The sequence below is a fragment of the Gellertiella sp. DMC107 genome (genome assembly GCF_056313605.1).
In genome coordinates this window covers 468,898-494,151 of the sequence record NZ_JBQUZZ010000003.1, presented here as the reverse complement: position 1 = coordinate 494,151, position 25,254 = coordinate 468,898, and the positions used below count along the sequence as shown (strand labels likewise).

Genomic DNA, 25,254 nt, shown 5'->3' with positions numbered 1-25,254 from the left:
AATTTATGAACAAGGGGTTGATCAGCCCTAATTTCTGCACATTCCCCGCGACAGGATCGTGTCCGTTCAGCCCATGTCAGATCCAGGCGGATCGGCACGGGAGAGGCTAGGGAGCCGAGCACAAAAAGCCAGCGCTTTTCAAGGTTTGGTTTCATCCTATCCTTGCAATGCGCGGGGCTCCGTGCAAAAGCCCTTGAGAAACCCTTTGCAGGTGAACCTTCGAAACCTGCGGCAGCATTGGCATATCGGCAATGATCAGACTGATTGGCTACATCTTCGGCTTGTTTTCGCTGGTCGCCCTTATCGGGGCGGGCGCTGCGGCGATTTATCTGAAGCAATCGAAGTTGCCGGATTATGCAGTGCTGAAAAGCTATGCTCCGCCGGTCATGACCCGCATTCACGCGGGCAACGGTGCCCTGATTGCCGAATATGCGCGCGAACGCCGCCTCTTCATTCCGATCCAGGCGATCCCCGACCGCGTCAAGGCCGCCTTTCTTTCGGCGGAAGACAAGAATTTCTACGAACATCCGGGCATCGATATATCCGGTCTGGGTCGCGCCATTCTGGTGAACATCAAGGCGATGGGCAGCGGACGCCGTCCCGTAGGTGCCTCCACCATCACGCAGCAGGTCGCCAAGAACTTTCTGTTGACCGCAGACCAGACCTTCGACCGCAAGCTGAAGGAAGCCATCCTTTCCTTCCGCATCGAGCAGGCCTACTCCAAGGACAAGATCCTGGAGCTTTACCTGAACGAGATTTTCTTCGGCCTGAATTCCTATGGAATCGCGTCGGCGGCGCTCACCTATTTCGACAAGTCGGTGACGGATCTCACCATAGCCGAAACGGCCTATCTCGCCTCCCTGCCGAAGGGACCGTCCAACTACCATCCTTTCCGTCATCCAGAAGCAGCTCTCGAGCGCCGCAACTGGGTGATCGATCGCATGGTCGAGAATGGATATGTCACCCGTGCCGATGGCGAAGAGGCCAAGAAGCAGCCGCTCGGCGTGAGTGTGCGCCGCACCGGCAACTACATCATGGCGTCCGATTACTTCGCAGAAGAGGTCCGCCGTCAGGTCATGGCCCGTTATGGCGACAAGGCCCTGCTGGAAGGCGGGCTTTCCATCCGCACCTCGCTTGATCCGACCCTGCAGGCGAGCGCCACGCGAATCCTTCAGAACGCCCTCGTGACCTACGACCAGCGCCGCGGCTGGCGTGGGCCGGTGGCGACCATCGATGTTTCGGGAGATTGGGGCGAGCAGCTCGCCAAGCAGAACGGCTTCTACGACGTGCCGCAATGGAAGCTTGCCGTCGTCCTGTCCGCGGCCAAGGACGGGGTCGATATCGGCCTGCAGCCCCAGAAGGACGGCGCTGGCAAGGTCTTGCCCGGGCGGACCCTCGGCCGCATCAATCCCGATGACATGAAATGGGCCTACAGTTCGGCGCGCAAGGGCATCAAGAATGCGAAGTCTCCGGAAGGCGTGCTCAATCCGGGCGATGTGATCTTTGTCGAAGCATCCGGCGATGCCGGCGAGGGCACGCAGACCTACAAGCTCCGCCAGCCACCGAAGGTGCAGGGCGGCTTCGTGGTGATGGATCCGCATACGGGCCGCGTCCTCGCGCTGACCGGCGGCTTCTCCTACGCCCAGTCCGAATTCAACCGCGCCACCCAGGCCATGCGGCAGCCCGGCTCGTCCTTCAAGCCCTTCGTCTATGCCGCTGCGCTCGACAACGGCTATACCCCGGCCTCGGTGATCATGGACGCGCCGATCGAGGTCGTCTCCGGTGGCCAGGTCTGGCGGCCGAGCAACTACGAAGGGGAAAGCGCCGGCCCCTCGACGCTCCGCCTCGGCATCGAGAAATCCCGCAACCTGATGACCGTCCGCCTCGCCAATGACATGGGCATGGATGTGGTTGCCGAATATGCGGAACGATTTGGCATCTATGACAAGATGCTGCCGGTTCTCGCCATGTCGCTGGGGTCCGGGGAAACCACGGTCCTGCGGATGGTCTCCGCCTATTCGGTGATCGCGAACGGCGGCAAGCAGATCAAGCCCTCGCTGATCGACCGGATCCAGGATCGCTACGGCAAGACCATTTTCCGCCACGAAGAGCGTGGCTGCACGGAATGCAACGTGCCCAAATGGGATAACCAGCCGGAACCGGAACTGACCGACAACCGCCAGCAGGTTCTCGATCCCATGACCGCCTATCAGATCACCTCCATGATGGAAGGCGTGATCAAGCGCGGGACGGCCTATGGCCGCATCAAGCTCGACCGCGACGTGGCCGGCAAGACAGGCACGACCAACGATGAAAAGGACGCCTGGTTCGTGGGCTTTACTCCCGAACTGGTGGCCGGGCTTTACATCGGCTACGACACGCCCACGCCCCTCGGCCGTGGCATGACCGGTGGCCAGCTTGCGGCCCCCGTGTTCAACTCCTTCATGAACGAAGCGACCAAGGGCACGCCCCCCACCCATTTCATCGTTCCCGACGGCCTGACCCGCGTCGCCGTCAACCGCAAGACCGGCATGCAGGCGATGCCGGGAGATCCGGAAGCGATCGACGAATATTTCAAGCCCGGAACCGGTCCCGCCAACTCCTATCAGGTCATCGGCGCAGACATGACCCTGGCGCCCGACGAGGTCATCAAGGCCTCGCCGCAGGCGAACCAGGCGGTGACGTCGGGCGAGGGCGGACTTTTCTAGCCTTTTTCCATAGGCCCCGGGCTTGCGCGCGCGAGCGCGGTTCGGGGCTTTACATCGACGCCCCGCACAACTATTCACGGGGCTCAATTTTTCCCAGCTATCTGAGAACGGAATCATGCGAGCGGAAATCGAGAACATTGTTGATGACATCAAGCAGGCCGTAAGCCTGCTGAGGAGGCATCTTTGACTGGGATCAGGCGCTGAGACGACTGGACTGGTTGAATAACAAGGCAGAGGATCCCAACCTCTGGAACGACGCCCAGGAAGCCCAGAAGCTGATGCGCGAGCGCCAGCAGCTGGAAGACAGCGTCAAGGGCGTACGGCATCTGGAAACCCAGCTGAACGACAATATCGAACTCATCGCGCTTGGCGAGGAAGAGGGCGATCAGTCGGTGGTTGCCGATGCCGAGGCGGCTCTGAGGGAGCTGAAGGCCGAATCCGGCCGTCTTCAGGTGGAAGCGATGCTTTCCGGTGAGGCAGACGGCAACGATACCTATCTGGAAGTACATTCCGGCGCGGGCGGCACCGAGAGCCAGGATTGGGCCAACATGCTCCTGCGCATGTATACCCGATGGGCCGAAAAGCAGCGCTTCAAGGTGGAACTGCTGGAAGTGCATGACGGCGAAGAAGCCGGCATCAAGTCCGCAACGCTGCTCGTCAAAGGGCACAATGCCTATGGCTGGCTGAAGACGGAATCGGGCGTACACCGTCTTGTCCGTATTTCGCCCTATGACAGCAATGCGCGCCGTCACACCTCGTTCTCCTCCATCTGGGTTTACCCCGTGGTCGACGAGTCGATCCAGATCGACATCAACGAGAGCGATTGCCGCATCGATACCTACCGCTCGTCGGGTGCCGGCGGCCAGCACGTCAACACCACCGATTCGGCCGTGCGCATCACGCATATTCCGAGCGGCATCGTCGTGCAGTGCCAGCAGGAACGCTCGCAGCACAAGAACCGCGCCAAGGCGTGGGACATGCTGCGCGCCCGCCTCTATGAGGTCGAGCTGAAGAAGCGGGAAGATGCGGCCAACGCCGAAGCGGCCTCCAAGACCGACATCGGCTGGGGCCACCAGATCCGGTCCTACGTGCTTCAGCCCTACCAGCTGGTGAAGGATCTCCGGACGGGCGTCGAAAGCACGTCGCCTTCCGATGTTCTGGATGGTGACGTCAGTCCCTTCATGGAAGCCGCGCTCGCCCACCGCATCAGCGGCAAGGCGGACGCCGTGGCTGACATCGACTGATCCACCCCGCAACATGGTTTGCCTGGCCCCGGGACCTCACGGTTTCCGGGGCTTTTTTATGATGTTTGACATATCTAATATTATCATTCCCTGAAGCGCCGGCTTCGGTTACACTCGCTGTGCCGGATCGAAAACGGATCCGGCCGGGGACTGAAAAACCCGTCGAAGGCGGCCGGTGTCATTTATGACATTTCCCGGCTATAACGCTTCCCAGCCTATGGCCGGGGAGGCCCTGTCGTATGTCCAGCATTCTCCGGAATGTAAAGGGCAGGGCGGTCGTTCTTCGACGATCTTTTCAGCTCCCCGGCCGCCAGGGCAATCCCGCTCTGGCGGTTCGCCAAAAGGGGCTAAACCATGGATTTTCTGATTGAGTTCTACCGTTCTTCACCGGACTGGGTGAAGGCCGTCTGGGTGCTGAGCATCCCGGCCTTCGTCGTCTCAATGACGGCCTTGGTCCTCTGGTATCGCGTCGCTATGCGACGTCTCGAGCCTTCCGGGGGGAAACGTTCCGAAGTGCCTCAGGGAAAGGGAGACGATCCCGCCGCTCAGTAGCTGAACTGCTCCTGCAGGATGCGGTCGGACCAGGAGCGGTCCGGGTCGGAGAGAATCCGGGCGGTGCTATCGTTCGACTGGGCGATGCATACCCGGATCACCGATTTGACCTCCACATGATCGGCCACCGCATTCACCGGGCGTTTTTCCGGCTCCAGCACATGGATGTCGATCTTCACCTTGTCGGGCAGAAGCGCGCCGCGCCAGCGACGCGGGCGATAGGCGCTGACGGGCGTGAGCGCGATCAGCGGTGCCTCGAGCGGCAAAATGGGGCCATGCGCAGACAGGTTGTAGGCGGTGGAGCCGACAGGCGTCGCGGCCAGAAGCCCGTCGCAGATCAGTTCCGGCAGACGGACCTTGCCATCGATCTCCACTTGCAGCTTGGCTGCCTGATAGGATTGGCGAAAGACGGACACCTCGTTGATGGCCTGGGCCACCGTGGAGGCGCCGGTGGTATCGATAACCGACATTTCGAGCGGGTGAAACTTGTTCTCGACGGCGGCCTCGATCCGCTCCGCCAGGTTTTCGACCCGGTAATCGTTCATGAGAAATCCGACCGAGCCGCGGTTCATCCCATAGATGCGCTTGCCGGTATTCATGGTGTTATGGAGCGTCTGCAGCATGAAGCCATCGCCGCCGAGCGCCACAACCGTTTCCGCCTCCTGCACCGGCATATTGCCATAGATGGCTTCCATCTCCGCGAGCGCGGACTGCGCTACGTCGGTATGGGAAGCGACAAAGGCAATGGCATGGTTCGATTGCATGGGCGGTTCCTGATCCAATACCGGCAAAACCTACAGGCCAAGCCCCGGCCCCGGCAAGGCCCCTGCCGCCGTTTTCGGACCTCATCTCCTTGAAGCACCATGCAAAATAACCACATTTGCCAATAGGCCCTTTACTCAGGCCCGGAATCTGCTATTTGCCAAGCCACTGCCCTTGTAGCTCAGTTGGTAGAGCACCTGATTTGTAATCAGGGGGTCGCGGGTTCGAACCCTGCCGGGGGCACCATCTATCCTTCCCATCTACCGCTGTTACACTGTTGTTCGTGCAGCGACCTGCTGCCTTTATTCGCGAACGCTCCGGGGAATGTCCATTTTTTCCAAGGGCTTGCGTCGTATTCATGCAAAATCAAACGGGCTTGTCGCTTCCCGGAAGAGCATCCGACCACAGGCGTGAGCAGGCCTTCTCTCCAAACGCCAATCCTTCCGTCGCCAGGCATTTTGGACTAGTCGCTCAATTGGTTTGTCGGCTTCGCTGCTCAAGGCTAAGATTGCGCAACCTATAGGAGGTCTTCCAATGGTAAAATTCGTCGCAAATCGAAGTTTCGACTACAGCACGTTTTCCCTCTATGGGATGTTCGCCCATATTCGGGATACGAAGCAGGTCACCAATCTGGAAGTGGGCGGCAGCACCTACCCGAAGTCATTTGTTTACAACAATCCGGGCGCCAATGATTTTGCCGTCAGTGGGAAAGTCACCTTGAACGTGAATTTGGTAGGGCAGGTTTTCGGGACAGCCTACGCCTTCTCTTACGGCAGCTATTACGAAAGCGCGGGACATAAAGACTTTGTCGAGAATTGGGTCATTAGCGGATTGTCCATCGACGCGTCGCGGCTTTCCTCTGCCGCGACAACGGTTGGTACTACGGATGATGCCAACCTCTTCAAGCTGATTTTTGGCGGCAACGACACGGTCATTTTGTCCTCGGGGAATGATTTCTTTTGCGGATTTGCCGGCAACGATCTGATCAACGGCGGCAACGGGAATGACTTCCTGGCAGGAGACACCGGCAACGACCGCCTCTCCGGAGACATGGGCGCGGATATGCTCTATGGCGGCTCGGGGAGAGACGTCTTTGTGTTCAGCCACCAGCTGCAATCGACGGTAGCCTCATCCGGTCGCGACACGATATTGGATTTCCAGCGGGGCGCGGACCTGATCGATCTTTCCGGTATCGATGCGAATACGCGACTGAGTGGAGATCAGAAGTTTGTCCTCTCCACCGCTACGGGCAAACATACCAACGCTGTCTGGGCTGTCCAGTCAGGAACCAGCACGATCGTCTACGGCGATACCAATGGTGATGCGAAAGCGGATTTTTCCATTCTTGTTCAGGGGATTACCAAGCTGGCAATAACGGATTTCATTCTCTGATACGGAGTGAACCTTTGGCCGACAATCCTGTCGGCCAAGCGCGGCTTTGCAGCAAAGACCGCCGATGTTCGGACAAGAGCGGCTCCGCGGAGCGGGCAGGGGAATCCTCAGGCCATCGAAAATGCGGCCTTAAGTTCGAAGGATATAGAGAGCTAAGCTTCGGAGAAGGCTCGGACGGACTGTCTTGACTGGCCGGAACGCGGTTTCCGGCCATCGTGGCGCGGAACTGTCCAATCAGTGTTTCGGAATGATGAGGTCGGTTACGGCAACGGACGTCAGACCCTCTTCATAGCCGGCGTCCGCATTCTTGCGCGTCTCGTCATCGCCCCAGGCGCGAACCAGTTTTTCCAGCGACTCGTCCTTCGACTTCAGAATGATCGCCAGATGGTATTTGCTGTCGCAGCTTTTTTCGCAGTTGAAGTGAAGCACGCCCGCTGCCTTGATCGTGCCGTCCGCTGCAATGAACACGGCACCCCGTTCGGTGGCGCTATGCTGGCGGAAGGCCGCAAACCGGAAGAGGCCGGGCGCCACTTCAAGCCGGTCGTCGCCTCCGGCACCCGTCACTTCAGAAACGACGTCAGAGAGGGGCATTTTTACGCCCAGCCAGCGAACTTTCTGCTTGCCCGTAAAGCGGGGAAGCGCCGCGTTGAAACTCTTGGTCCAGACAAGGTTGTTGGTGTTACCGCAGGCGGTAATCGTCTTCAGGCTGCAGGTCTTCTCGGCAGCCTGCGCCGACGCACACAAGGCGAGGGTGAAGGCGATGATCAGGCTCTTGGTCTTGTACATGGGGTCCTCCGCATAGGTTCGGCGCAACTTGCCTGAACCCACGCGGCGTGAAAAGGCCAGCAACTCCAAAGCAGGCCCTTACATCGGCTCTCCACCAAGATTGACCGATCCGGCATGCGAAGGCCTAGCGGTCCTCGCGGGTCTTCAGGGAATCGCCCAGATTTTTCTTGCGGGGATCCTTCAGGTTTTCGCCCACCGCGTCCCTGTCACGGTCCGGGTCGTCCTTTGCTTTGAGATATCCCCGGGGGCGGTTTTCCTGGGGACCTTCCCAGCGTGGCCATTGATCCGTGGTTCCCGGGGGGGCGTTTGAGTGCGGGCTATCGCTCATTGTACCATCTCCTTCTTCGTCGCTTTGAAAACGGGGAGAGGGCGATTCGGGTTCCCCGGCGTGTCCGGTTGGCCAATGGGCAGGCGCGGAGAGCCCGTTCAGGGGCCGATCCGCTGGCTTGTCCTCCATAGCGACAGGCGAGTCAGCTTTTATTAAAAGCTTTGCCTAATAATAAGCCTGTAACGTCAGGAAAGACCGCGTTTTATGTTGAGCAGCCTGAGATCGAAACTTAAGCAGCGCTTCGCTGGAGCCGGCATTTCCTATTATATTCCTTCATTATTGTTTTGTATCGCAATTATAAGCGGGCTGTTGCTTGTCGATGCCGATCGTCGGAAACAGTATCAGACGGCGGAGCGACTGGAAGCCAGCAAGCACCTGGCCGATATTACCGCCCGGCTCGACTTCAAGATCATGACCAGCGCCAATCTCGTTGAGGGTTTGGTAACGGTGATGGGTGTCAGGCCGGTCGTCGATCAGGAGGAGTTCGGCAAGCTTGCACAAAGCATATTCGCCCGCCCCTCTGCCTTGAAGGTGCTGGCAGCGGCACCGGACATGGTGGTCCGGATGATATATCCCTATGCGCCCAACAAGCAGGCCATCGGTCTCGATTACACCCAGCGAGCAGATCAGAAAGCCGGCGTACTGGCCGCCCGCGACACGCGCTCCATGGTGTTGAACGGACCTATCAACCTGGTGCAAGGGGGGACGGGATTGATCGCCCGCTATCCCGTTTTCCGCCAGCCGTCGGGCGATTTCTGGGGAATTGTATCTGCCGTCATCGATCTCGACCGGCTCTATGCGGACAGCGGTCTCAACGGAGATGGGCTCGACATCACGGTTTACCGGTTCGACGAAACCGGCAAGCGCGTGGTCTTCTACGGCGAACCGTCCATCCTCGCCGGTCAACCCGTGAAAGTGTCGATGATGGTCGGCATGAACACATGGCATCTCGCCTCTGTTCCGAAAGGGGGCTGGGGGCAGTATGCCGGTGACCTGAATCGATTCCGCATGTACGCCCTGCTGGTGGCGCTTGCCATCATCCTGCCTTTGGCCTGGGCGGCCATGTTGACCAAGCAGCGTTACGCCCACATGCAGGTGCTGCGGCACCGTCAGCAACAGCTGGACGCGCTTTCGCAACGCCTTGGGCTCGCTCTGACCGCCTCTCGCATCGGCGTCTGGGAGTTCATTCCCTCGACAAACACGCTTATCTGGGACCAGCGCATGCGCGAGCTCTACGGCGTGGATCCCGCGAAGCCCGTCTGCGAGTATAGCGACTGGCGAGCCGCGCTGCATCCGGACGACCTGGCGGAAGCCGAAACAGCCTTCGCCAACAGTCTCGAAGAACAGGCCCCGTATAATTCAGAATTCCGCGTTATCGATGCAGGCGGCGGGGTGCGTTATATCCGGGCGCATGGTGGCGCTTTCCGAGGCGCCGCCGGCGAACTGCGGATGATCGGCGCGAACTGGGACATTACGGATGACGTCATGATGCAGAGCGCATTGCGCGACGCCCGTGACCAGCTGGAACACCAGTCGCTTCACGATGCCCTGACCGGGCTGCCGAACCGGCGCTATCTGGAACGGCTTCTGAATGAGGCGACCGCAGAGGAAGGCATGGGACTGATCCATGCCGATCTCGATCGCTTCAAGGAAGTGAACGATACCTTCGGACATCGAACCGGCGACGGCGTTCTGACCGAAGCGGCCCGGCGCATCAAATCCATGATCCTGCCCGGCGAAATTGCCTCCCGCATCGGGGGAGACGAATTCGTTATCGTGACGCGGGGCCGCCAGGCGGAACACCGTGCGCGCGCCATCGCCGAAGCAATCGTTAAAGCCCTGGGTGAACCCATCATTTTCGACGGCGACCTGTGCCGCATCGGCTGCAGCGCCGGTGTAGCGGTTCAGACATTCCGGCACGAAAATCCGATGCAGTTGCTCGGAAATGCCGACATCGCGCTGTATGAGGCGAAGCGGCGTGGCCGCAATCGCTTTGAATTTTTCTCCGATGGTCTGCGGGAAATTGCCGTTCAGGGCAAGAAAATGGCGGATGAACTGGTGCTCGCCCTTGAGCGGGATGAATTCGTGCCATTCTTCCAGCCGCAGTTCGACGCAGTGACATTGGACGTGGTCGGTGCGGAAGCCCTAGCCCGATGGAATCACGATGTTCGCGGTCTGCTCACCCCCGCAGCCTTTCTTTCGGTGGCGGAATCGTCAAACCGGGTCGCCGATATCGATGCGGTCATTTTCGAGAAAGCCCTGTTTCACTTGGCCCGATGGCGCTCCAACGGCTTCGATATTCCCTCGGTCTCCGTGAATATCTCCGCCCAGCGCCTTGCCGACGAAAGACTGTTCCAGTCCCTCCAGGGAATGGCCTTCTCGCCCGGTTCGATTTCCTTCGAGCTGCTCGAGACCATCTATTTCGACGATCCGGACGCGACGCTGAAAGATGCCGTACGGCGGCTGAAGGCCGCAGGGATCGATATCGAGATTGATGATTTCGGCTCCGGCCGCGCAAGCATCGTAAGCCTTCTCGAGCTTGCGCCGAAGCGCCTGAAGATCGACAGGAAGCTTGTGGCACCCATCCGCGAATCCCGATCCCAGCGGGACCTGCTGGCCTCCATCATCGACATAGGCCGATCCCAGGGGATTGAAATCGTTGCGGAGGGCGTGGAGACAATGGAGCACGCCGCGATCCTGCGCGACCTTGGCTGCCACGTGCTGCAGGGCTATGCCCTTGCCCGTCCCATGCCGGCCAGCGCCATGCTGAGCTTCCTTCGGGACTGGCGGGAACGAAAGGTCAACCTGTTGGCCGCCGGCTGAGGGGCAGATCTATTTCAAGGCAACCCCATTGACGATCAGCGTGCCCCGCAATCGGTCGATCAGATCACGGCGGGCCTCGGACCAGACATTGGTCTTTGCCCAGTAGGAAATCTTCAGCGTGGTCTTTTCAGCGGTCAGATCTTCGGAAAATACGCGGGGAGCCGGCATGGTTTCCACTCGCTCGTCGGCCTTGATGACCTCGAGCAACAGCATTTTCACCTTTTGCAGGTCGCTGTCGTTGGCCACGGCAATCGAAAGCTCCTGAAGCCGTTGCGGCCTTCGGCTGTGATTGGTGATGGGCACGTTCCACAGGATCGAATTGGGTGCGAGCAGATAAAGTCCCTCCGCCGTCTTCAACTCGGTCGCAAACAGGCCGACTTCCATGACCGTGCCTGAGATGGCCGGGGTGGCGATGAACTCCCCGACACGAAGCGGCCGCAGGACCAGAAGCATGATTCCCGCGGCAATATTCTGCAAAGTCCCCTGAAGCGCCAAACCGATGGCGAGGCCGGCCGCGCCGAGAGCCGCAACGATGGAGGTGGTCTGCACGCCGAACTGTCCAAGGACCGTCACGAAAACCAGCGTCATCACGCCGTATCGGATCACATTGGAAAAGAATTGCGCTAGCGTGAGGTCGACGCCATCGAACCGGGAAACCGCCTCGTAAAGCCAGCGGCTGAGGACCCGCGACACGATCCATCCGACAATCAGCAGGATGATCGCGCCGATGACGGACAGGGAATAATGGACCGTGAGTGCCGCCAGTTGATTGAATGCCGTCCGGGTGGCGGCGATGAACGTCGCACCTTCGAAATCCATGCCAGAAATATCTCCGCACCGATAAAGACTTGCGGCGGTTCGGGTGCCCGCCTGCGAAGAAAGGGAATGGCTGGGATCGCAAAAGGTTCCCCGCCAGCAATCCTCAATCCTTGCTGGCAGCAGCCTTATCCGGGTCGTCCGTTGCACGGGCAGCGGGTGAAGCCAGAGCGAAAAGGCCGCCGGCCAGAATCAGCAGGGCGCCGTAATAGGTGGCGTTGTCAGGACGCTCGTTGAAGAACAGGAAACCCCAGAGCGGCGCCCAGAGAAGCCCGGTATATTCGAAGGAGGCAACCACGCTGGCGCGCGCGATGCGGTAGGCCTGGGTCAACAGCACCACGCCAAAGGCGGCAATGACCCCACAGGAGGCGATCAGCAGGAAATCCCGCAGCGTCGGCATGGTCCAGGGGCGCACCAGAAAATTGATCGAAGGGTGGCTGGCGCTCTCTATGCCCGCCAGATGGAGGCAAAGTGCCAGCATGAGTGCGCCGGCGAGGTAGACGGCATTTTGATAGAACGCCATGACCGATGCCTTTTCCGACCCTCCGAGCATGCGGGCCATGAGCATGGAAAGCGCATAGGTTGCCGCCGAGAACAGGGATAGAAATGCCGCCGGTTCAAAAAGCCCGGCGCCGGGGCGCAGCATGACGATCACGCCGGCAAAGCCGATGCCGACGGCCGAGATTCGGCGCCAGCCGATGGTCTCTCCAAGCAGCGGTATGGCCATCGCCAGGGTAAAGAGGGGCACGGTGAAATAAAGGGCGACGGCATCCGCAAGTTTAAGCGCCGGGAACGCCATATAATAGGCCGTGTAGGCAAAGAGCATGACCGCCGAACGCGTGACAAGCGGCTTGAAGTTTCGCGACAACAAGGCCGAAGGGCCGGCTTCCCACCACACCATGGCCAGCAGGATCGGCATCGAGACGATGCATCGGATCGAAACCACCTCCGTCAAGGCATAGGACCCCGACACGGCCTTGACGATGGCGTCCTGTGTCGAAAACACAAAAACCCCGAGGCACAAGGAGGCAACGCCCAGAAGGGTTCGGTTTTGCATGCAAAGATCCTTGGGAAGAAAAAGGCGAGACGGCGACTATACGCAGAATAGGCAGGCTTGCGACTGATTCCGCCGTCAAATGCGACATCATTTGACCGCATCCGACAAGCCCGATCCCGTTGACGAAACACCGGTCTGTCCGGTCGTGTAAACGTTACCCCGACTGTTCCGTGCGCCCCTCAATTGACGATTGTCATTCCCGGCCGTCTTTTTTGGCCCGAGCCCCTTTTTTGAAAGGTGCAAGTCTGGACAGACCGGCGATTGGCCGGCTACGCCCGCAACCTGCTAACAGAAAGGAGCCACCGATGGACGTCCGGGATTCAAACGGAACCATTCTCAACGAGGGCGACAACGTCACCCTGATCAAAGATCTCAAGGTGAAGGGCACGTCTGAAACCCTGAAACGCGGCACGATGATCAAGGGCATTCACCTGACCGACGATCCCGCCGAAGTCGAATGCCGGCATGCCAAGATCAAAGGCCTGGTTCTGCGCACGGAATTTCTCAAGAAGGCCTGATCAGGGGCAGGGGGCGCACAGCGGGTCAGCCCTTTCGCTCCATCACCAGGGGCTTGCCCCCTTCCTCCTTCGACTTTTCAAAATGGCCGGGGGACGTTTCTTCGAGCGAAAGCGAACTGCCGTCTTCCCCGAGCAGGTCGAGCGACAGGCCGTTCAACTGATACCGGAAAAGCTTGAGGTTGGTCACCGCCGGGTCGCAGTCACCGGAGGGTGACAGGGGATAGCTGTCGCCATCCGCCTTTGCGCGAGAGAGGGCGAGGGTACAGAGCGTTTTGCCTGCCGGCCGCTTCAGCTCCCATTGGCCTTCCAGTTCCTTGGCCGTCGGGATTCGGTCTATATCCGCCGGCGGCTCATGCAAGAGGAGGACAGACGGCTCTTCCACACTGCGATGCGGGCTGCCTTCCTGCTCCTCGAAGTGGATCAGCACCTTGCGCAAGGGGTCGAGGAAAACGAGCGCGCCATTGTCCCCGAAGTTCCAAGCAGCCGCATCGGCGAGCGCCTGGACTTTGCCGGCGCATGAATTTTCTGCCCCTTCCAGAGCGTACCCGCCGATTGCACCCTCTTTCGAGAGGGTAAGGGTGCAACCCGCCGCACCATCTGCCAGCGCTGCCAGCCAACGACCGGTCATGGCCTCGACAATTCCGGGATCCATATCCTGTGCCAGCGCGGCGGGGCCGGCTGACACAAATATCGCCACGGACAGGATCGCTGTTCGCCCCATGTCACTCCACTTGCCCTGCATGCGCTTCCTCCCTTTCATGCCGGGCAAGCCGGCTATTTTGCGAGATAGGTCCGTGCGGCATAAAGTGAGATGGCGGCCGCGTTCGAAACATTGAGCGATTTGATTGCGCCCGGCATGTCGAGCCGGGCCAGCGCCGTCACGGTTTCCCGGGTTTTCTGCCGCAATCCCTTGCCTTCATTGCCAAGCACAAGCGCGATACGATCGCCCGAGAACGTGCTCTCCAGCGGTTGCGGACCTTCCGAATCGAGGCCAATCGTCGTGAAGCCCAACGCATGCAGTTCGCCCAGCGCCTCCGCAAGATTGGTGATCTGGACATACGGAATCATCTCGAGCGCACCGGAGGCGGACTTGGCCAGCACCCCGGATTCGGTCGGGCTGTGCCGCATGGTGGTGATGACTGCGCCACAATCGAAAGCGACGGCCGAGCGCATGATGGCGCCCACATTATGCGGATCGGTCACCTGATCCAGGACGAGAAGAAGAGGGCTGTCCTTCAGGGCTTCCAGGCGCCGGACGGGCAGAGGCCTTGTTTCCAGCATCACGCCCTGATGGATCGCATCGGGTCCGAGTACCTTGTCGATATCCCCGGGCGCGACCATGTCCACGGGAAAGGGCAAGGCATCCGGGGAGCCTATGTCCAGCCGTGCGAGAGCGTTCTGCGTGATCGACAGCCGAATATTCTTCCGCTCGGGATTCTGGATCGCCGCGCGAACCGTGTGAAGGCCGTACAGAAAAACCTGTTCGGGTGCGAGCGGTGGCGGGCTCCAGTCCTTCTGGCCACGGCGCTTCGCGGGTGCTGGGGTGGGAATCTCCCCGCGTTCGCGCTTCTGGTCGCGATGCTGACGGCGGAGATTGGCGTAGTGGGTGTCCTTTGCGGACCGGTCTTCCGGGGGCTTTTTGCTCATGCCGTCTTATAGTCTTCCGTTCTTCGCACGCAAAGCCCCGGTGTTCCGGGCTTTTGAAATCCCTCCAAGATTTTTTCCGGAAATTTGCAGCAGGAGCGTGTTGACAGATGGAAACGAGACAGTCATATACGCGGCGCAGATCGAACGGGGCGCCACTCACCGAAGCGCTTTTCGATCCGCGTAAAGCTTGGTTTGATCCGGTTGGAACGGAGAGATGCCCGAGTGGTTAAAGGGGACGGACTGTAAATCCGTTGGCTCAGCCTACGTTGGTTCAAATCCAACTCTCTCCACCATTCCTTCTCGTGATCAGAAACCGCCGCGGGTATAGCTCAATGGTAGAGCAGCAGCCTTCCAAGCTGAATACGCGGGTTCGATTCCCGCTACCCGCTCCAATATCCTCGATAAAGATTTGTTTTTGTGACCGTTTCTGCGGATGCGCTTAGGTCGTGTCCGATGGCGGCGGCGCTTTTCATTTATGGCTTGCGCATTGCGCCCGAAAGCCTTAAACGGCTCACCCAAACCGGTTCGCCGGGCCACCCTCACGTTCACTAGGAAGCATTCAAATGGCAAAGAGTAAGTTTGAGCGCACTAAGCCGCACGTTAACATCGGCACGATTGGCCACGTTGACCATGGCAAGACGTCGCTGACGGCAGCGATCACGAAGTATTTCGGTGAATTCAAGGCCTACGACCAGATCGACGCCGCACCGGAAGAGAAGGCCCGTGGGATCACCATCTCGACGGCCCACGTCGAATACGAGACGGCCAACCGTCACTATGCGCACGTTGACTGCCCCGGCCACGCCGACTACGTCAAGAACATGATCACCGGTGCTGCCCAGATGGACGGCGCGATCCTGGTTTGCTCGGCTGCCGACGGCCCGATGCCGCAGACCCGCGAGCACATCCTGCTCGCCCGTCAGGTTGGCGTTCCGGCAATCGTGGTATTCCTGAACAAGGTCGACCAGGTTGACGACGCCGAACTTCTCGAGCTCGTCGAGCTGGAAGTTCGTGAACTTCTGTCGTCCTACGACTTCCCCGGTGACGACATTCCGATCGTCAAGGGTTCGGCTCTGGCCGCTCTGGAAGACTCCAACAAGACGATCGGTGAAGACGCGATCCGCGAGCTGATGGCTCAGGTTGACGCCTACATCCCGACGCCGGAACGTCCGATCGACCAGCCCTTCCTGATGCCGATCGAAGACGTGTTCTCGATCTCGGGCCGCGGCACCGTGGTGACCGGCCGCGTCGAGCGTGGCGTTGTGAAGGTTGGTGAGGAAATCGAAATCGTCGGCATCCGTCCGACGACGAAGACGACCTGCACGGGCGTTGAAATGTTCCGCAAGCTGCTCGATCAGGGCCAGGCTGGCGACAACATCGGCGCACTGCTTCGCGGTGTGAACCGTGACGGCGTCGAGCGCGGCCAGATTCTCTGCAAGCCGGGCTCCGTGAAGCCGCACAAGAAGTTCAAGGCCGAAGCCTACATCCTGACGAAGGAAGAAGGCGGCCGTCATACGCCGTTCTTCACGAACTACCGTCCGCAGTTCTACTTCCGTACGACTGACGTGACCGGCATCGTGACGCTTCCGGAAGGCACGGAAATGGTTATGCCTGGCGACAACGTGACCGTTGACGTCGAGCTGATCGTTCCGATCGCGATGGAAGAAAAGCTGCGCTTCGCTATCCGCGAAGGCGGCCGTACCGTCGGCGCAGGCATCGTTGCCTCCATCATCGAGTAATCGTCTGCCACAAGGCTGATGGTTCTGACCCCGCCGGAAACGGCGGGGTTTTTGTTTTGTGTCCCCGAGTGATAGACCTTGAGCCCATTTGCACGGTTGCCGGGTCTTCACCATCCCGTTCGGCGCTCGCTTCAACGGCCCTGCAAGCGCTCTCAGAATAAGTCGTTTCTCTCCCGCCGGGCCATCGGCGATGCTCCCGCCAACAGCACGGAGGATCGCTTTCATGGGACAGGGCATTGCACGAATCTGGAGAGGGCGAACGCGCCCGGACAAAGCGGACCTCTATCAAGCCTATCTTTACGAGAATGGCGTGAAGAAGCTGAAAGCCCTGGGAGCCACCGAAGTGCAGATGCTGCGCGAGAACCGGGAGGAAGAATGTCACTTCATGGTGATATCCTGGTGGCCGACCCGGGAGGCGATGACCAGCTGGGCCGGCGACGATCCCAATCGTATCCGCCATCTGGAGCGTGACGCCGAGCTGCTGTTGGAGTTGCCCGCAGCGGTACAGATTCTGGATTTGGTTCAAGAACTGGTGTGAGAAGGATCAAAGGGCGGGGCTCGGCGAGTCTCTCCGCGGTGACATCGCCTGTTGAGCAAAGTGCAGAAAGTTTCTGATTATCTTCACAAAGGTGCTTGCCATCCTCATGCAAACTGAATAGAAACCGCCTCGTTCCGGCAGCGACAGGCTGAGGAGCGAAGGACTAGGGGTATAGCTCAGTTGGTAGAGCGGCGGTCTCCAAAACCGCAGGTCGGGGGTTCGAGCCCCTCTGCCCCTGCCATTTCAACAGGCTTGTTCACCGTGGAGCGCGGGCAACGTGCTGCTTTACGGTGGATTTTGTCGTTGGTTTGGGATTTGATCGATCGTTAGATGGCGGTTCCCTCTTGTGAAAAAGGGAATCGGCGTCTATGTAGGGTTTAACAGACACGCGGTGCGTGGGGCTGACATAGTCAGCTTTACGCGCCGTAATGGCGTGGGAAGTCAATGGCATCGAAAACCAACCCTTTTGCGTTTCTGCAGCAGGTTCGCTCCGAAGCGTCCAAAATCACCTGGCCGTCGCAGCGCGAGACAATGATCTCCACGGCCATGGTTCTGGTCATGGTGGTGTTGGCGGCTCTATTCTTCTTCGCCTCCGACCAGCTTATCGGTTGGCTCGTCAGCCTCGTGCTGCGTGTTGGCAACTAATCGGGCGGAGATGAACATGGCAGCGCGCTGGTATATCGTCCACGCATATTCGAATTTTGAGCGCAAGGTTGCGGAATCGATCGAGGAGAAGGCTCGCCAGAAGGGCTTGAGCCACCTCTTCGAAAAGATCCTCGTGCCGACCGAAAAGGTCGTTGAGGTGCGTCGCGGCCGCAAGGTGGACAGCGAGCGGAAGTTTTTCCCGGGCTATGTCCTCGTTCGCGCCAACCTGACCGATGAGGCCTATCACCTCATCAAGAACACGCCGAAGGTCACCGGGTTCCTCGGTTCCGACAACAAGCCGGTCCCGATTCCCGATTTCGAAGCCGAGCGCATCCTGGGTCAGGTCCAGGAAGGTGTCGAGCGGCCGAAATCCTCGATTTCCTTCGAAATCGGCGAACAGGTTCGTGTTTCGGATGGTCCTTTCGCTTCCTTCAACGGCATCGTTCAGGATGTTGACGAGGAGCGGTCGCGCCTGAAGGTGGAAGTGTCGATCTTCGGACGCGCCACCCCGGTCGAACTGGAATATGGTCAGGTCGAAAAGGTCTGACCCCGGGCCCAAGGGCCCGAACCCCCGCGTGGAAGATCTTCCATCCTAGCCTGATGGGCAAGGGATCGAACCACGCAACCGCAGCCGCCGGGATCTCCCGGCAAAATGGCCGGGCAACCGGCTGACAATGAAAGGCAGAGAAATGGCTAAGAAGGTAGCAGGCCAGCTCAAGCTGCAGGTCAAGGCAGGATCGGCAAACCCGTCCCCGCCGATCGGCCCGGCGCTTGGTCAGCGTGGCATCAACATCATGGAATTCTGCAAGTCGTTCAACGCAGCGACGCAGGAAATGGAAAAGGGTATGCCGATCCCGGTCGTCATCACCTACTACCAGGACAAGTCCTTCACCTTCGTGATGAAGCAGCCGCCGGTATCCTACTTCCTCAAGAAGGAAGCCAAGATCACCTCCGGTTCCAAGACCCCGGGCAAGGCCAAGGCCGGCTCGATCACCAAGGCTCAGATCCGCACGATCGCTGAAGCCAAGATGAAGGATCTCAACGCGGCTGACGTTGACGGCGCAATGGCAATGGTCGAGGGCTCTGCCCGCTCCATGGGCCTGGAAGTGGTAGGTTGATCATGGCTAAGCTCGCAAAGCGCATTCAGAAGATCCGCGAAGGCGTTGATCCGACTAAGCTCGTCGCTCTCTCCGACGCCATTGCAATGGTGAAGGAACGCGCCGTCGCCAAGTTCGACGAAACCATCGAAGTCGCCATGAACCTCGGCGTCGACCCGCGCCACGCAGACCAGATGGTCCGCGGCGTGGTCAACCTGCCGAACGGCACGGGCCGTACGGTTCGCGTCGGCGTTTTCGCCCGTGGCGCCAAGGCTGACGAAGCCCGCGCTGCCGGTGCTGACGTCGTCGGCGCGGAAGACCTGGTCGAAATCGTGCAGGGCGGCAAGATCGAATTCGACCGCTGCATCGCAACCCCGGACATGATGCCGCTCGTCGGCCGTCTCGGTAAGGTTCTCGGCCCGCGTGGCATGATGCCGAACCCGAAGGTCGGTACGGTAACCATGGACGTCGCCGGTGCCGTCAAGGCATCCAAGGGCGGCGCCGTAGAGTTCCGCGTCGAGAAGGCTGGTATCGTCCATGCCGGTATCGGCAAGGCTTCCTTCGACGCCAAGGCGCTCGAAGAGAACATCAAGGCCTTCGCTGATGCCGTCATCAAGGCAAAGCCGGCTGGCGCCAAGGGCACCTACGTCAAGCGCGTGGCGATTTCCTCGACCATGGGCCCGGGCGTCAAGGTCGATCCGTCCTCGGTCAACGCGTAAGCGTCGATCCGTTCGGACAGCGCGTCAGCGTCCGAAAGAATTCCGGCTTCGGCCGGTAAACAGATTTCCGGCCTCCGGGCCGGAAATTTCCGGATCAAAAGTCCGGAACTCCTGTCCGAGATTGCAGGTGGCTCTGCCTTAATGACTGAGCCTGCATGAGACGGGTAAGAAGCGGAATTTCATCCACGTGACGTGGAGGAACAATCCGGTTCGAACCTAGGTTGCCTTGTGTCCGCCGGCCGATGAGGAAAGCGCGCGAGGGGACAGGATCCTCAAGCGTCGTCCGGGATCCTGATTTCAGGTCTCGGGAGGCATAAGTAAACCCGGCAGGGCCGAACATGTTCGGTTCTGTCAACTGGAGATAGGCAGTGGAAAGAGCGGAAAAACGCGAATTCGTCACGGAACTGAACGAAGTCTTCAAGGCTTCGGGCTCGGTTGTCGTGGCCCGCTATGCCGGTATCACCGTTGCGCAGATGAACGATCTTCGTTCGAAGATGCGTAATGCTGGCGGTACCGTCAAAGTCGCGAAAAACCGCCTGGCCAAAATTGCTCTTCAGGGCACGGAGTCCGAAGGGATGTCAGATCTCTTCAAGGGCCAGACGCTGATCGCTTACAGCGTCGACCCGATCGTGGCTCCGAAAATCGCCATGGAATTCGCCAAGACCAACGACAAGCTCGTTGTTCTCGGTGGTGCCATGGGGGCAACCACGCTCAACGCCGAAGCAGTCAAGTCGCTTGCGACCCTGCCTTCGCTGGACGAGCTGCGTGCAAAGCTGCTGGGCATGATTCAGACCCCGGCAACCCGCATCGCCACGGTTGTCAGCGCACCGGCAAGCCAGCTTGCTCGCGTGTTCGCCGCATATGCCAAGAAGGACGAAGCCGCTTAAGGCGGATTTTCGCTGTAAATCAACAATACGGTTCGAACCGAATTTCAAGGAACTAAGACAATGGCTGATCTCGCAAAGATCGTAGAAGACCTCTCCTCGCTGACCGTCCTGGAAGCTGCTGAGCTGTCCAAGATGCTTGAAGAAAAGTGGGGCGTTTCCGCTGCTGCTCCGGTAGCTGTTGCTGCCGTTGCTGGCGGTGCAGCTGCTGCTCCGGCTGAAGAAGAAAAGACCGAATTCGACGTGATCCTGGTTGACGCTGGCGCCAACAAGATCAACGTCATCAAGGAAGTCCGCGGCATCACCGGCCTCGGCCTCAAGGAAGCCAAGGACCTGGTCGAAGGCGCTCCGAAGCCGGTCAAGGAAGCCGTTTCCAAGGCTGAAGCTGCCGACCTCAAGAAGAAGCTTGAGGACGCTGGCGCCAAGGTTGACGTCAAGTAATATCGAAATGCCCGGGAGAGCGGCGACGCTCTCCCGGTATTTCCAAGAAAACATTACCCAAGAGCCCGGTGAAAAAGGCTCTTGGGTAATGGGTTCTTCGGCCAGGGGCTGGACCGGTTGCATGGGTTCCCCACAGTGCCATTCGACAGACAAGTGAAGACCCATTCGTTGATGGAGCCGACTGGCCAGCGGTATCCGTCTGTTGCAGGCCCGGATGCAAATTAATAAGGAGCGACGATGGCTCAGACCCTTTCGTTTAACGGTCGCAGGCGCGTACGCAAGTTTTTTGGAAAAATTCCAGAAGTAGCAGAAATGCCAAACCTCATCGAGGTTCAGAAGGCATCTTATGATCAGTTCCTCATGGTGGACGAGCCGAAGGGTGGCCGTCCTGACGAGGGGCTGCAGACTGTATTCAAGTCGGTTTTCCCGATCACGGATTTCTCCGGCGCTTCCATGCTGGAATTCGTGTCCTACGAGTTCGAGCCACCGAAGTTCGACGTCGAGGAATGCCGTCAGCGCGACCTGACCTATGCGGCGCCCCTGAAGGTGACGCTGCGCCTCATCGTGTTCGATATTGACGAGGATACCGGCGCGAAGTCCATCAAGGACATCAAGGAACAGTCGGTATACATGGGCGACATGCCGCTCATGACCAACAACGGTACCTTCATCGTGAACGGCACCGAGCGCGTGATCGTGTCCCAGATGCACCGTTCGCCGGGCGTCTTCTTCGACCACGACAAGGGCAAGAGCCATTCGTCCGGCAAGCTGCTCTTCGCCGCGCGCGTGATCCCGTATCGCGGTTCCTGGCTCGACATCGAGTTCGACGCCAAGGATATCGTCTATGCCCGTATCGACCGTCGCCGCAAGATTCCGGTGACGTCGCTGCTGATGGCACTCGGCATGGATGGGGAAGAGATCCTCAACACCTTCTACACGAAGGCCATGTATGAGCGCGACGGCAAGGGCTGGCGCATTCCCTTCCAGCCGGACGTGCTGAAGGGCACCAAGACCGTCACCGACATGATCGACGCCGACACCGGCGAAGTGGTTGTCGAGGGTGGCAAGAAGCTGAACCCGCGTCTGATCCGCCAGCTGCAGGAAAAGGGCCTCAAGGCGCTGCGCGCCTCCGACGAGGACCTGTACGGCAACTACCTGGCCGAAGATATCGTCAACTATGCGACCGGTGAAATCTACCTGGAAGCCGGCGACGAAATCGACGAGAAGACCCTGAAGGTCATCCTCGATCAGGGCATCGAGGAAGTTCCGGTTCTCGGCATCGACCACATCAATGTCGGCGCCTATATCCGCAACACGCTTGCGGCCGACAAGAACGAGAACCGCCAGGACGCGCTGTTCGACATCTACCGCGTCATGCGTCCGGGCGAACCCCCGACCATGGAATCCGCGGAAGCCATGTTCACCTCGCTGTTCTTCGATGCGGAGCGCTATGATCTCTCGGCCGTTGGCCGCGTGAAGATGAACATGCGCCTCGACCTCGATGCGGCCGACACCGTGCGCGTCCTGCGCAAGGAAGACATCCTGGCCGTGGTCAAGATGCTGGTCGAACTGCGTGACGGCAAGGGCGAGATCGACGATATCGACAACCTCGGCAACCGTCGTGTCCGCTCGGTCGGCGAGCTGATGGAAAACCAGTATCGTCTGGGTCTTCTCCGCATGGAGCGTGCGATCAAGGAACGTATGTCCTCGATCGAAATCGACACGGTCATGCCGCAGGATCTCATCAACGCCAAGCCGGCAGCGGCTGCGGTGCGTGAATTCTTCGGCTCCTCGCAGCTGTCGCAGTTCATGGACCAGGTAAACCCGCTTTCGGAAATCACCCACAAGCGCCGTCTTTCTGCACTTGGCCCGGGTGGTCTGACCCGCGAGCGCGCCGGCTTCGAAGTCCGCGACGTTCATCCGACCCACTACGGTCGTATCTGCCCGATCGAAACGCCGGAAGGCCCGAACATCGGTCTGATCAACTCGCTCGCAACCTTCGCCCGCGTCAACAAGTACGGATTCATCGAAAGCCCGTACCGCAAGATCGTGGACGGCAAGGTGACGAACGACGTCGTCTACCTGTCGGCGATGGAAGAAGCGAAGTACCACGTCGCCCAGGCGAACTCGGTTCTCAACGAAGACAACACCTTCTCTGAAGAATTCGTCGTTTGCCGTCATGCCGGTGAAGTGATGCTCGCTCCGCGCGACAACATCAACCTCATGGACGTTTCGCCGAAGCAGCTCGTTTCGGTCGCGGCCGCGCTCATTCCGTTCCTTGAGAACGACGACGCGAACCGCGCGCTCATGGGCTCGAACATGCAGCGTCAGGCCGTTCCGCTGGTTCGTGCCGAAGCTCCGTTCGTCGGCACCGGCATGGAGCCGGTCGTTGCCCGCGACTCCGGCGCCGCTATTGCTGCCCGCCGCGGTGGCGTGGTGGACCAGGTGGATGCGACCCGTATCGTTATCCGCGCAACCGAAGACCTCGATCCGTCGAAGTCGGGCGTTGACATCTACCGCCTGCAGAAGTTCCAGCGTTCCAACCAGAACACCTGCGTCAACCAGCGCCCGCTGGTTACCGTCGGCGACATTCTGAACAAGGGCGACATCATTGCGGACGGTCCGTCGACCGACCTCGGCGATCTGGCCCTCGGCCGCAACGCGCTCGTCGCGTTCATGCCGTGGAATGGCTACAACTACGAAGACTCGATCCTGCTCTCCGAGCGCATCGTGAGCGACGACGTGTTCACCTCCATCCACATCGAGGAATTCGAAGTGATGGCGCGTGATACCAAGCTTGGTCCGGAAGAAATCACCCGCGACATTCCGAACGTTTCGGAAGAAGCGCTGAAGAACCTCGACGAAGCCGGCATCGTCTACATCGGCGCCGAAGTTCAGCCGGGCGACATCCTGGTCGGCAAGATCACCCCGAAGGGCGAAAGCCCGATGACGCCGGAAGAAAAGCTTCTGCGCGCCATCTTCGGCGAAAAGGCCTCCGACGTCCGCGATACGTCCATGCGCATGCCTCCGGGCACGTTCGGCACCGTCGTGGAAGTCCGCGTCTTCAACCGTCACGGTGTGGAGAAGGACGAGCGCGCGATGGCCATCGAGCGCGAGGAAATCGAGCGTCTCGCCAAGGACCGCGACGACGAACAGGCGATCCTGGACCGCAACGTCTATGGCCGTCTGATCGACATGCTGCGCGGTCACAATGCCGTCGCCGGTCCGAAGGGCTTCAAGAAGGGCACCGAGCTTTCCAACGCCGTGATCTCGGAGTATCCGCGTTCGCAGTGGTGGATGTTTGCCGTCGAGGACGAGAAGGTCCAGGGCGAGATCGAAGCGCTCCGTGGCCAGTACGATGAATCCAAGTCGCGCCTTGAACAGCGCTTCATGGACAAGGTCGAGAAGGTCCAGCGTGGCGATGAAATGCCTCCGGGCGTCATGAAGATGGTCAAGGTCTTCGTCGCCGTGAAGCGCAAGATCCAGCCGGGCGACAAGATGGCCGGCCGTCACGGCAACAAGGGTGTCGTGTCGCGCATCGTGCCGATCGAGGACATGCCGTTCCTCGAGGACGGTACCCATGTCGACGTGGTGCTGAACCCGCTCGGCGTGCCGTCGCGCATGAACGTGGGCCAGATCCTTGAAACCCATCTGGGCTGGGCTTGCGCAGGCATGGGCCGCCAGATCGGCGACATGCTGGAAGCCTATCAGGCCGGCGGTTCGATCGAGCCCCTGCGTGAGACGGTCAGCAAGGTCATCGGCAATGGTCCGAAGGGTGAGCCGGTCAACGACTACGACGACGGTTCGCTGGTTCGTCTGGCCGAACAGTGGCGCCGCGGCGTCACCATCGCGACCCCGGTCTTCGATGGTGCTGTCGAGAAGGACGTCAACGAGATGCTGAAGATGGCGGGGCTCAAGGAGTCCGGTCAGTCGACGCTCTATGACGGCCGTACCGGCGAACAGTTCGACCGTCAGGTGACCGTCGGCTACATCTACATGCTGAAGCTGAACCACCTCGTGGACGACAAGATCCACGCCCGTTCGATCGGCCCGTACTCGCTCGTGACCCAGCAGCCGCTGGGTGGCAAGGCGCAGTTCGGCGGCCAGCGCTTCGGGGAAATGGAAGTCTGGGCACTCGAAGCCTACGGCGCCGCCTACACGCTGCAGGAAATGCTGACCGTGAAGTCGGACGACGTGGCCGGCCGTACCAAGGTCTACGAAGCGATCGTCCGTGGCGACGACACCTTCGAAGCCGGTATTCCGGAAAGCTTCAACGTTCTGGTCAAGGAAATGCGGTCGCTCGGCCTCAGCGTGGAGCTGGAAAACTCCCGCGTCGACGATCCGGCCAACGGCCAGACGCTGCCCGACGCAGCCGAGTAAGAACAAAGGACGGCGCGCGTCTCTCCGGCGCGCGCCATCTCCCGTTTTCCGCCGAAAAGGCGAGGGGCGGGATATCGCCGCAATTTGCGGTTATCACATGTTCCAAGCGACGGTGAGGCTCCCGGGAAATGGCCGGAACCGTTCGCAAGCTAGGGCCCCGAGCCCAAGAAGGAGACAG

At 59.8% G+C, this 25,254-nt stretch carries 22 protein-coding genes and 4 tRNA genes; 19 read left to right on the top strand and 7 right to left on the bottom strand.

Annotated elements, in window-relative coordinates:
- The first annotated feature begins 251 nt into the window (after positions 1 to 251).
- The 3 genes from ACT54B_RS13120 (at position 252) to ACT54B_RS13110 (ending at position 4,504) form a co-directional block, all read left to right on the top strand.
- Complete coding sequence (locus ACT54B_RS13120; RefSeq protein WP_476045407.1) at positions 252 to 2,708, top strand: penicillin-binding protein 1A; 2,457 nt, start codon at positions 252 to 254, stop codon at positions 2,706 to 2,708.
- Between the two features lie 115 nt (positions 2,709 to 2,823).
- Positions 2,824 to 3,952 (top strand): peptide chain release factor 2 gene (prfB, locus tag ACT54B_RS13115; protein ID WP_476045405.1). Its coding sequence is split into 2 segments (ribosomal slippage): positions 2,824 to 2,892 and positions 2,894 to 3,952, totalling 1,128 coding nucleotides; the frame shifts between segments, so codons are not numbered across the junction.
- 354 nt (positions 3,953 to 4,306) lie between these two features.
- A complete protein-coding gene (locus tag ACT54B_RS13110) occupies positions 4,307 to 4,504 on the top strand; it encodes a hypothetical protein (RefSeq protein WP_476045404.1) in 198 nt (65 codons plus the stop codon).
- Here ACT54B_RS13110 and ACT54B_RS13105 read toward each other — a convergent pair.
- Positions 4,498 to 5,268, bottom strand: a complete 771-nt coding sequence (locus ACT54B_RS13105; RefSeq protein ID WP_476045403.1) for an NAD kinase — start codon at positions 5,266 to 5,268, stop codon at positions 4,498 to 4,500. The genes ACT54B_RS13110 and ACT54B_RS13105 overlap by 7 nt on opposite strands.
- Positions 5,269 to 5,436: 168 nt before the next feature.
- Between ACT54B_RS13105 and ACT54B_RS13100 the strand changes: the two genes are divergently transcribed.
- Together ACT54B_RS13100 and ACT54B_RS13095 are read left to right on the top strand one after the other, a co-directional pair.
- Positions 5,437 to 5,512: transfer RNA gene (locus ACT54B_RS13100), tRNA-Thr, on the top strand.
- A 288-nt stretch (positions 5,513 to 5,800) separates the two neighbouring features.
- Complete coding sequence (locus ACT54B_RS13095) at positions 5,801 to 6,658, top strand: calcium-binding protein (RefSeq protein ID WP_476045401.1); 858 nt, start codon at positions 5,801 to 5,803, stop codon at positions 6,656 to 6,658.
- Positions 6,659 to 6,892: 234 nt separating this feature from the next.
- On the opposite strand, the gene ACT54B_RS13090 is transcribed toward ACT54B_RS13095, so the two are convergent.
- Both ACT54B_RS13090 and ACT54B_RS13085 read right to left on the bottom strand, forming a co-directional pair.
- The gene (locus tag ACT54B_RS13090; RefSeq protein WP_476045400.1) at positions 6,893 to 7,444 is read right to left on the bottom strand and encodes a hypothetical protein; all 552 of its coding nucleotides are present in this window, start codon (positions 7,442 to 7,444) and stop codon (positions 6,893 to 6,895) included.
- A 124-nt stretch (positions 7,445 to 7,568) separates the two neighbouring features.
- Entirely contained in the window at positions 7,569 to 7,772 is a 204-nt protein-coding gene (locus ACT54B_RS13085; protein WP_476045398.1) for a hypothetical protein, read from the bottom strand.
- Positions 7,773 to 8,081: 309 nt separating this feature from the next.
- Here ACT54B_RS13085 and ACT54B_RS13080 point away from each other — a divergent pair, with 309 nt between their 5' ends.
- Entirely contained in the window at positions 8,082 to 10,595 is a 2,514-nt protein-coding gene (locus tag ACT54B_RS13080; protein WP_476045397.1) for a bifunctional diguanylate cyclase/phosphodiesterase, read from the top strand.
- Between the two features lie 9 nt (positions 10,596 to 10,604).
- Here the strand turns inward: ACT54B_RS13080 and ACT54B_RS13075 are convergent, their stop codons facing one another.
- Positions 10,605 to 11,414, bottom strand: coding sequence for a mechanosensitive ion channel family protein (locus ACT54B_RS13075; RefSeq protein ID WP_476045396.1), 810 nt, complete (start codon positions 11,412 to 11,414; stop codon positions 10,605 to 10,607).
- Between the two features lie 103 nt (positions 11,415 to 11,517).
- Positions 11,518 to 12,468, bottom strand: a complete 951-nt coding sequence (locus tag ACT54B_RS13070; RefSeq protein WP_476045395.1) for a DMT family transporter — start codon at positions 12,466 to 12,468, stop codon at positions 11,518 to 11,520.
- Positions 12,469 to 12,773: 305 nt separating this feature from the next.
- On the opposite strand from ACT54B_RS13070, the gene ACT54B_RS13065 reads away from it, so the two are divergent.
- Entirely contained in the window at positions 12,774 to 12,986 is a 213-nt protein-coding gene (locus ACT54B_RS13065; protein ID WP_476045394.1) for an alkylphosphonate utilization protein, read from the top strand.
- A gap of 25 nt (positions 12,987 to 13,011) precedes the next feature.
- Here the strand turns inward: ACT54B_RS13065 and ACT54B_RS13060 are convergent, their stop codons facing one another.
- Both ACT54B_RS13060 and ACT54B_RS13055 read right to left on the bottom strand, forming a co-directional pair.
- Positions 13,012 to 13,728, bottom strand: a complete 717-nt coding sequence (locus ACT54B_RS13060; RefSeq protein ID WP_476045393.1) for an AprI/Inh family metalloprotease inhibitor — start codon at positions 13,726 to 13,728, stop codon at positions 13,012 to 13,014.
- Positions 13,729 to 13,760: 32 nt separating this feature from the next.
- Positions 13,761 to 14,633, bottom strand: coding sequence for a TrmH family RNA methyltransferase (locus tag ACT54B_RS13055; RefSeq protein ID WP_476045392.1), 873 nt, complete (start codon positions 14,631 to 14,633; stop codon positions 13,761 to 13,763).
- A 208-nt stretch (positions 14,634 to 14,841) separates the two neighbouring features.
- Between ACT54B_RS13055 and ACT54B_RS13050 the strand changes: the two genes are divergently transcribed.
- From ACT54B_RS13050 to rpoB, 12 genes are all read left to right on the top strand, one after another.
- Positions 14,842 to 14,926 (top strand) — tRNA-Tyr (locus ACT54B_RS13050).
- Positions 14,927 to 14,951: 25 nt separating this feature from the next.
- Positions 14,952 to 15,025, top strand: a tRNA-Gly gene (locus ACT54B_RS13045).
- 171 nt (positions 15,026 to 15,196) lie between these two features.
- Positions 15,197 to 16,372 carry an elongation factor Tu gene (gene tuf / locus ACT54B_RS13040; RefSeq protein WP_476045377.1) on the top strand — a complete coding sequence of 392 codons (1,176 nt, stop codon included), beginning with the start codon at positions 15,197 to 15,199 and terminating at the stop codon, positions 16,370 to 16,372.
- A gap of 223 nt (positions 16,373 to 16,595) precedes the next feature.
- Positions 16,596 to 16,910: a hypothetical protein gene (locus ACT54B_RS13035; protein ID WP_476045390.1), complete on the top strand. Its 315-nt coding sequence runs from the start codon at positions 16,596 to 16,598 to the stop codon at positions 16,908 to 16,910.
- 165 nt (positions 16,911 to 17,075) lie between these two features.
- A tRNA-Trp gene (locus ACT54B_RS13030) sits at positions 17,076 to 17,151 on the top strand.
- Between the two features lie 203 nt (positions 17,152 to 17,354).
- The gene (gene secE / locus ACT54B_RS13025; protein ID WP_476045389.1) at positions 17,355 to 17,555 is read left to right on the top strand and encodes a preprotein translocase subunit SecE; all 201 of its coding nucleotides are present in this window, start codon (positions 17,355 to 17,357) and stop codon (positions 17,553 to 17,555) included.
- Positions 17,556 to 17,571: 16 nt separating this feature from the next.
- Positions 17,572 to 18,102: a transcription termination/antitermination protein NusG gene (gene nusG / locus ACT54B_RS13020; protein ID WP_183368539.1), complete on the top strand. Its 531-nt coding sequence runs from the start codon at positions 17,572 to 17,574 to the stop codon at positions 18,100 to 18,102.
- A 142-nt stretch (positions 18,103 to 18,244) separates the two neighbouring features.
- On the top strand, positions 18,245 to 18,673 hold the full coding sequence (gene rplK / locus ACT54B_RS13015) for a 50S ribosomal protein L11 (RefSeq protein ID WP_183368538.1): 429 nt from the start codon (positions 18,245 to 18,247) through the stop codon (positions 18,671 to 18,673).
- A 2-nt stretch (positions 18,674 to 18,675) separates the two neighbouring features.
- Entirely contained in the window at positions 18,676 to 19,371 is a 696-nt protein-coding gene (rplA, locus tag ACT54B_RS13010) for a 50S ribosomal protein L1 (RefSeq protein WP_476045388.1), read from the top strand.
- Between the two features lie 368 nt (positions 19,372 to 19,739).
- On the top strand, positions 19,740 to 20,258 hold the full coding sequence (gene rplJ, locus ACT54B_RS13005) for a 50S ribosomal protein L10 (RefSeq protein ID WP_476045387.1): 519 nt from the start codon (positions 19,740 to 19,742) through the stop codon (positions 20,256 to 20,258).
- A gap of 60 nt (positions 20,259 to 20,318) precedes the next feature.
- Positions 20,319 to 20,696: a 50S ribosomal protein L7/L12 gene (rplL, locus tag ACT54B_RS13000; protein ID WP_476045385.1), complete on the top strand. Its 378-nt coding sequence runs from the start codon at positions 20,319 to 20,321 to the stop codon at positions 20,694 to 20,696.
- Between the two features lie 237 nt (positions 20,697 to 20,933).
- Positions 20,934 to 25,076 carry a DNA-directed RNA polymerase subunit beta gene (gene rpoB, locus ACT54B_RS12995; RefSeq protein ID WP_476045383.1) on the top strand — a complete coding sequence of 1,381 codons (4,143 nt, stop codon included), beginning with the start codon at positions 20,934 to 20,936 and terminating at the stop codon, positions 25,074 to 25,076.
- Positions 25,077 to 25,254 lie beyond the last annotated feature (178 nt).

Coding starts and splice junctions, on each gene's coding strand:
- ACT54B_RS13065 (WP_476045394.1), top strand. CDS start 12,774: ATGGACGTCCGGGATTCAAACGGAACCATTCTCAACGAGGGCGACAAC.
- ACT54B_RS13090 (WP_476045400.1), bottom strand. CDS start 7,444: ATGTACAAGACCAAGAGCCTGATCATCGCCTTCACCCTCGCCTTGTGT.
- nusG (WP_183368539.1), top strand. CDS start 17,572: ATGGCAGCGCGCTGGTATATCGTCCACGCATATTCGAATTTTGAGCGC.
- rplL (WP_476045385.1), top strand. CDS start 20,319: ATGGCTGATCTCGCAAAGATCGTAGAAGACCTCTCCTCGCTGACCGTC.
- rpoB (WP_476045383.1), top strand. CDS start 20,934: ATGGCTCAGACCCTTTCGTTTAACGGTCGCAGGCGCGTACGCAAGTTT.
- ACT54B_RS13095 (WP_476045401.1), top strand. CDS start 5,801: ATGGTAAAATTCGTCGCAAATCGAAGTTTCGACTACAGCACGTTTTCC.
- tuf (WP_476045377.1), top strand. CDS start 15,197: ATGGCAAAGAGTAAGTTTGAGCGCACTAAGCCGCACGTTAACATCGGC.
- ACT54B_RS13060 (WP_476045393.1), bottom strand. CDS start 13,728: ATGCAGGGCAAGTGGAGTGACATGGGGCGAACAGCGATCCTGTCCGTG.
- ACT54B_RS13105 (WP_476045403.1), bottom strand. CDS start 5,268: ATGCAATCGAACCATGCCATTGCCTTTGTCGCTTCCCATACCGACGTA.
- ACT54B_RS13120 (WP_476045407.1), top strand. CDS start 252: ATGATCAGACTGATTGGCTACATCTTCGGCTTGTTTTCGCTGGTCGCC.
- rplA (WP_476045388.1), top strand. CDS start 18,676: ATGGCTAAGCTCGCAAAGCGCATTCAGAAGATCCGCGAAGGCGTTGAT.
- secE (WP_476045389.1), top strand. CDS start 17,355: ATGGCATCGAAAACCAACCCTTTTGCGTTTCTGCAGCAGGTTCGCTCC.
- ACT54B_RS13055 (WP_476045392.1), bottom strand. CDS start 14,633: ATGAGCAAAAAGCCCCCGGAAGACCGGTCCGCAAAGGACACCCACTAC.
- ACT54B_RS13085 (WP_476045398.1), bottom strand. CDS start 7,772: ATGAGCGATAGCCCGCACTCAAACGCCCCCCCGGGAACCACGGATCAA.
- ACT54B_RS13110 (WP_476045404.1), top strand. CDS start 4,307: ATGGATTTTCTGATTGAGTTCTACCGTTCTTCACCGGACTGGGTGAAG.
- rplK (WP_183368538.1), top strand. CDS start 18,245: ATGGCTAAGAAGGTAGCAGGCCAGCTCAAGCTGCAGGTCAAGGCAGGA.
- ACT54B_RS13070 (WP_476045395.1), bottom strand. CDS start 12,468: ATGCAAAACCGAACCCTTCTGGGCGTTGCCTCCTTGTGCCTCGGGGTT.
- ACT54B_RS13035 (WP_476045390.1), top strand. CDS start 16,596: ATGGGACAGGGCATTGCACGAATCTGGAGAGGGCGAACGCGCCCGGAC.
- ACT54B_RS13075 (WP_476045396.1), bottom strand. CDS start 11,414: ATGGATTTCGAAGGTGCGACGTTCATCGCCGCCACCCGGACGGCATTC.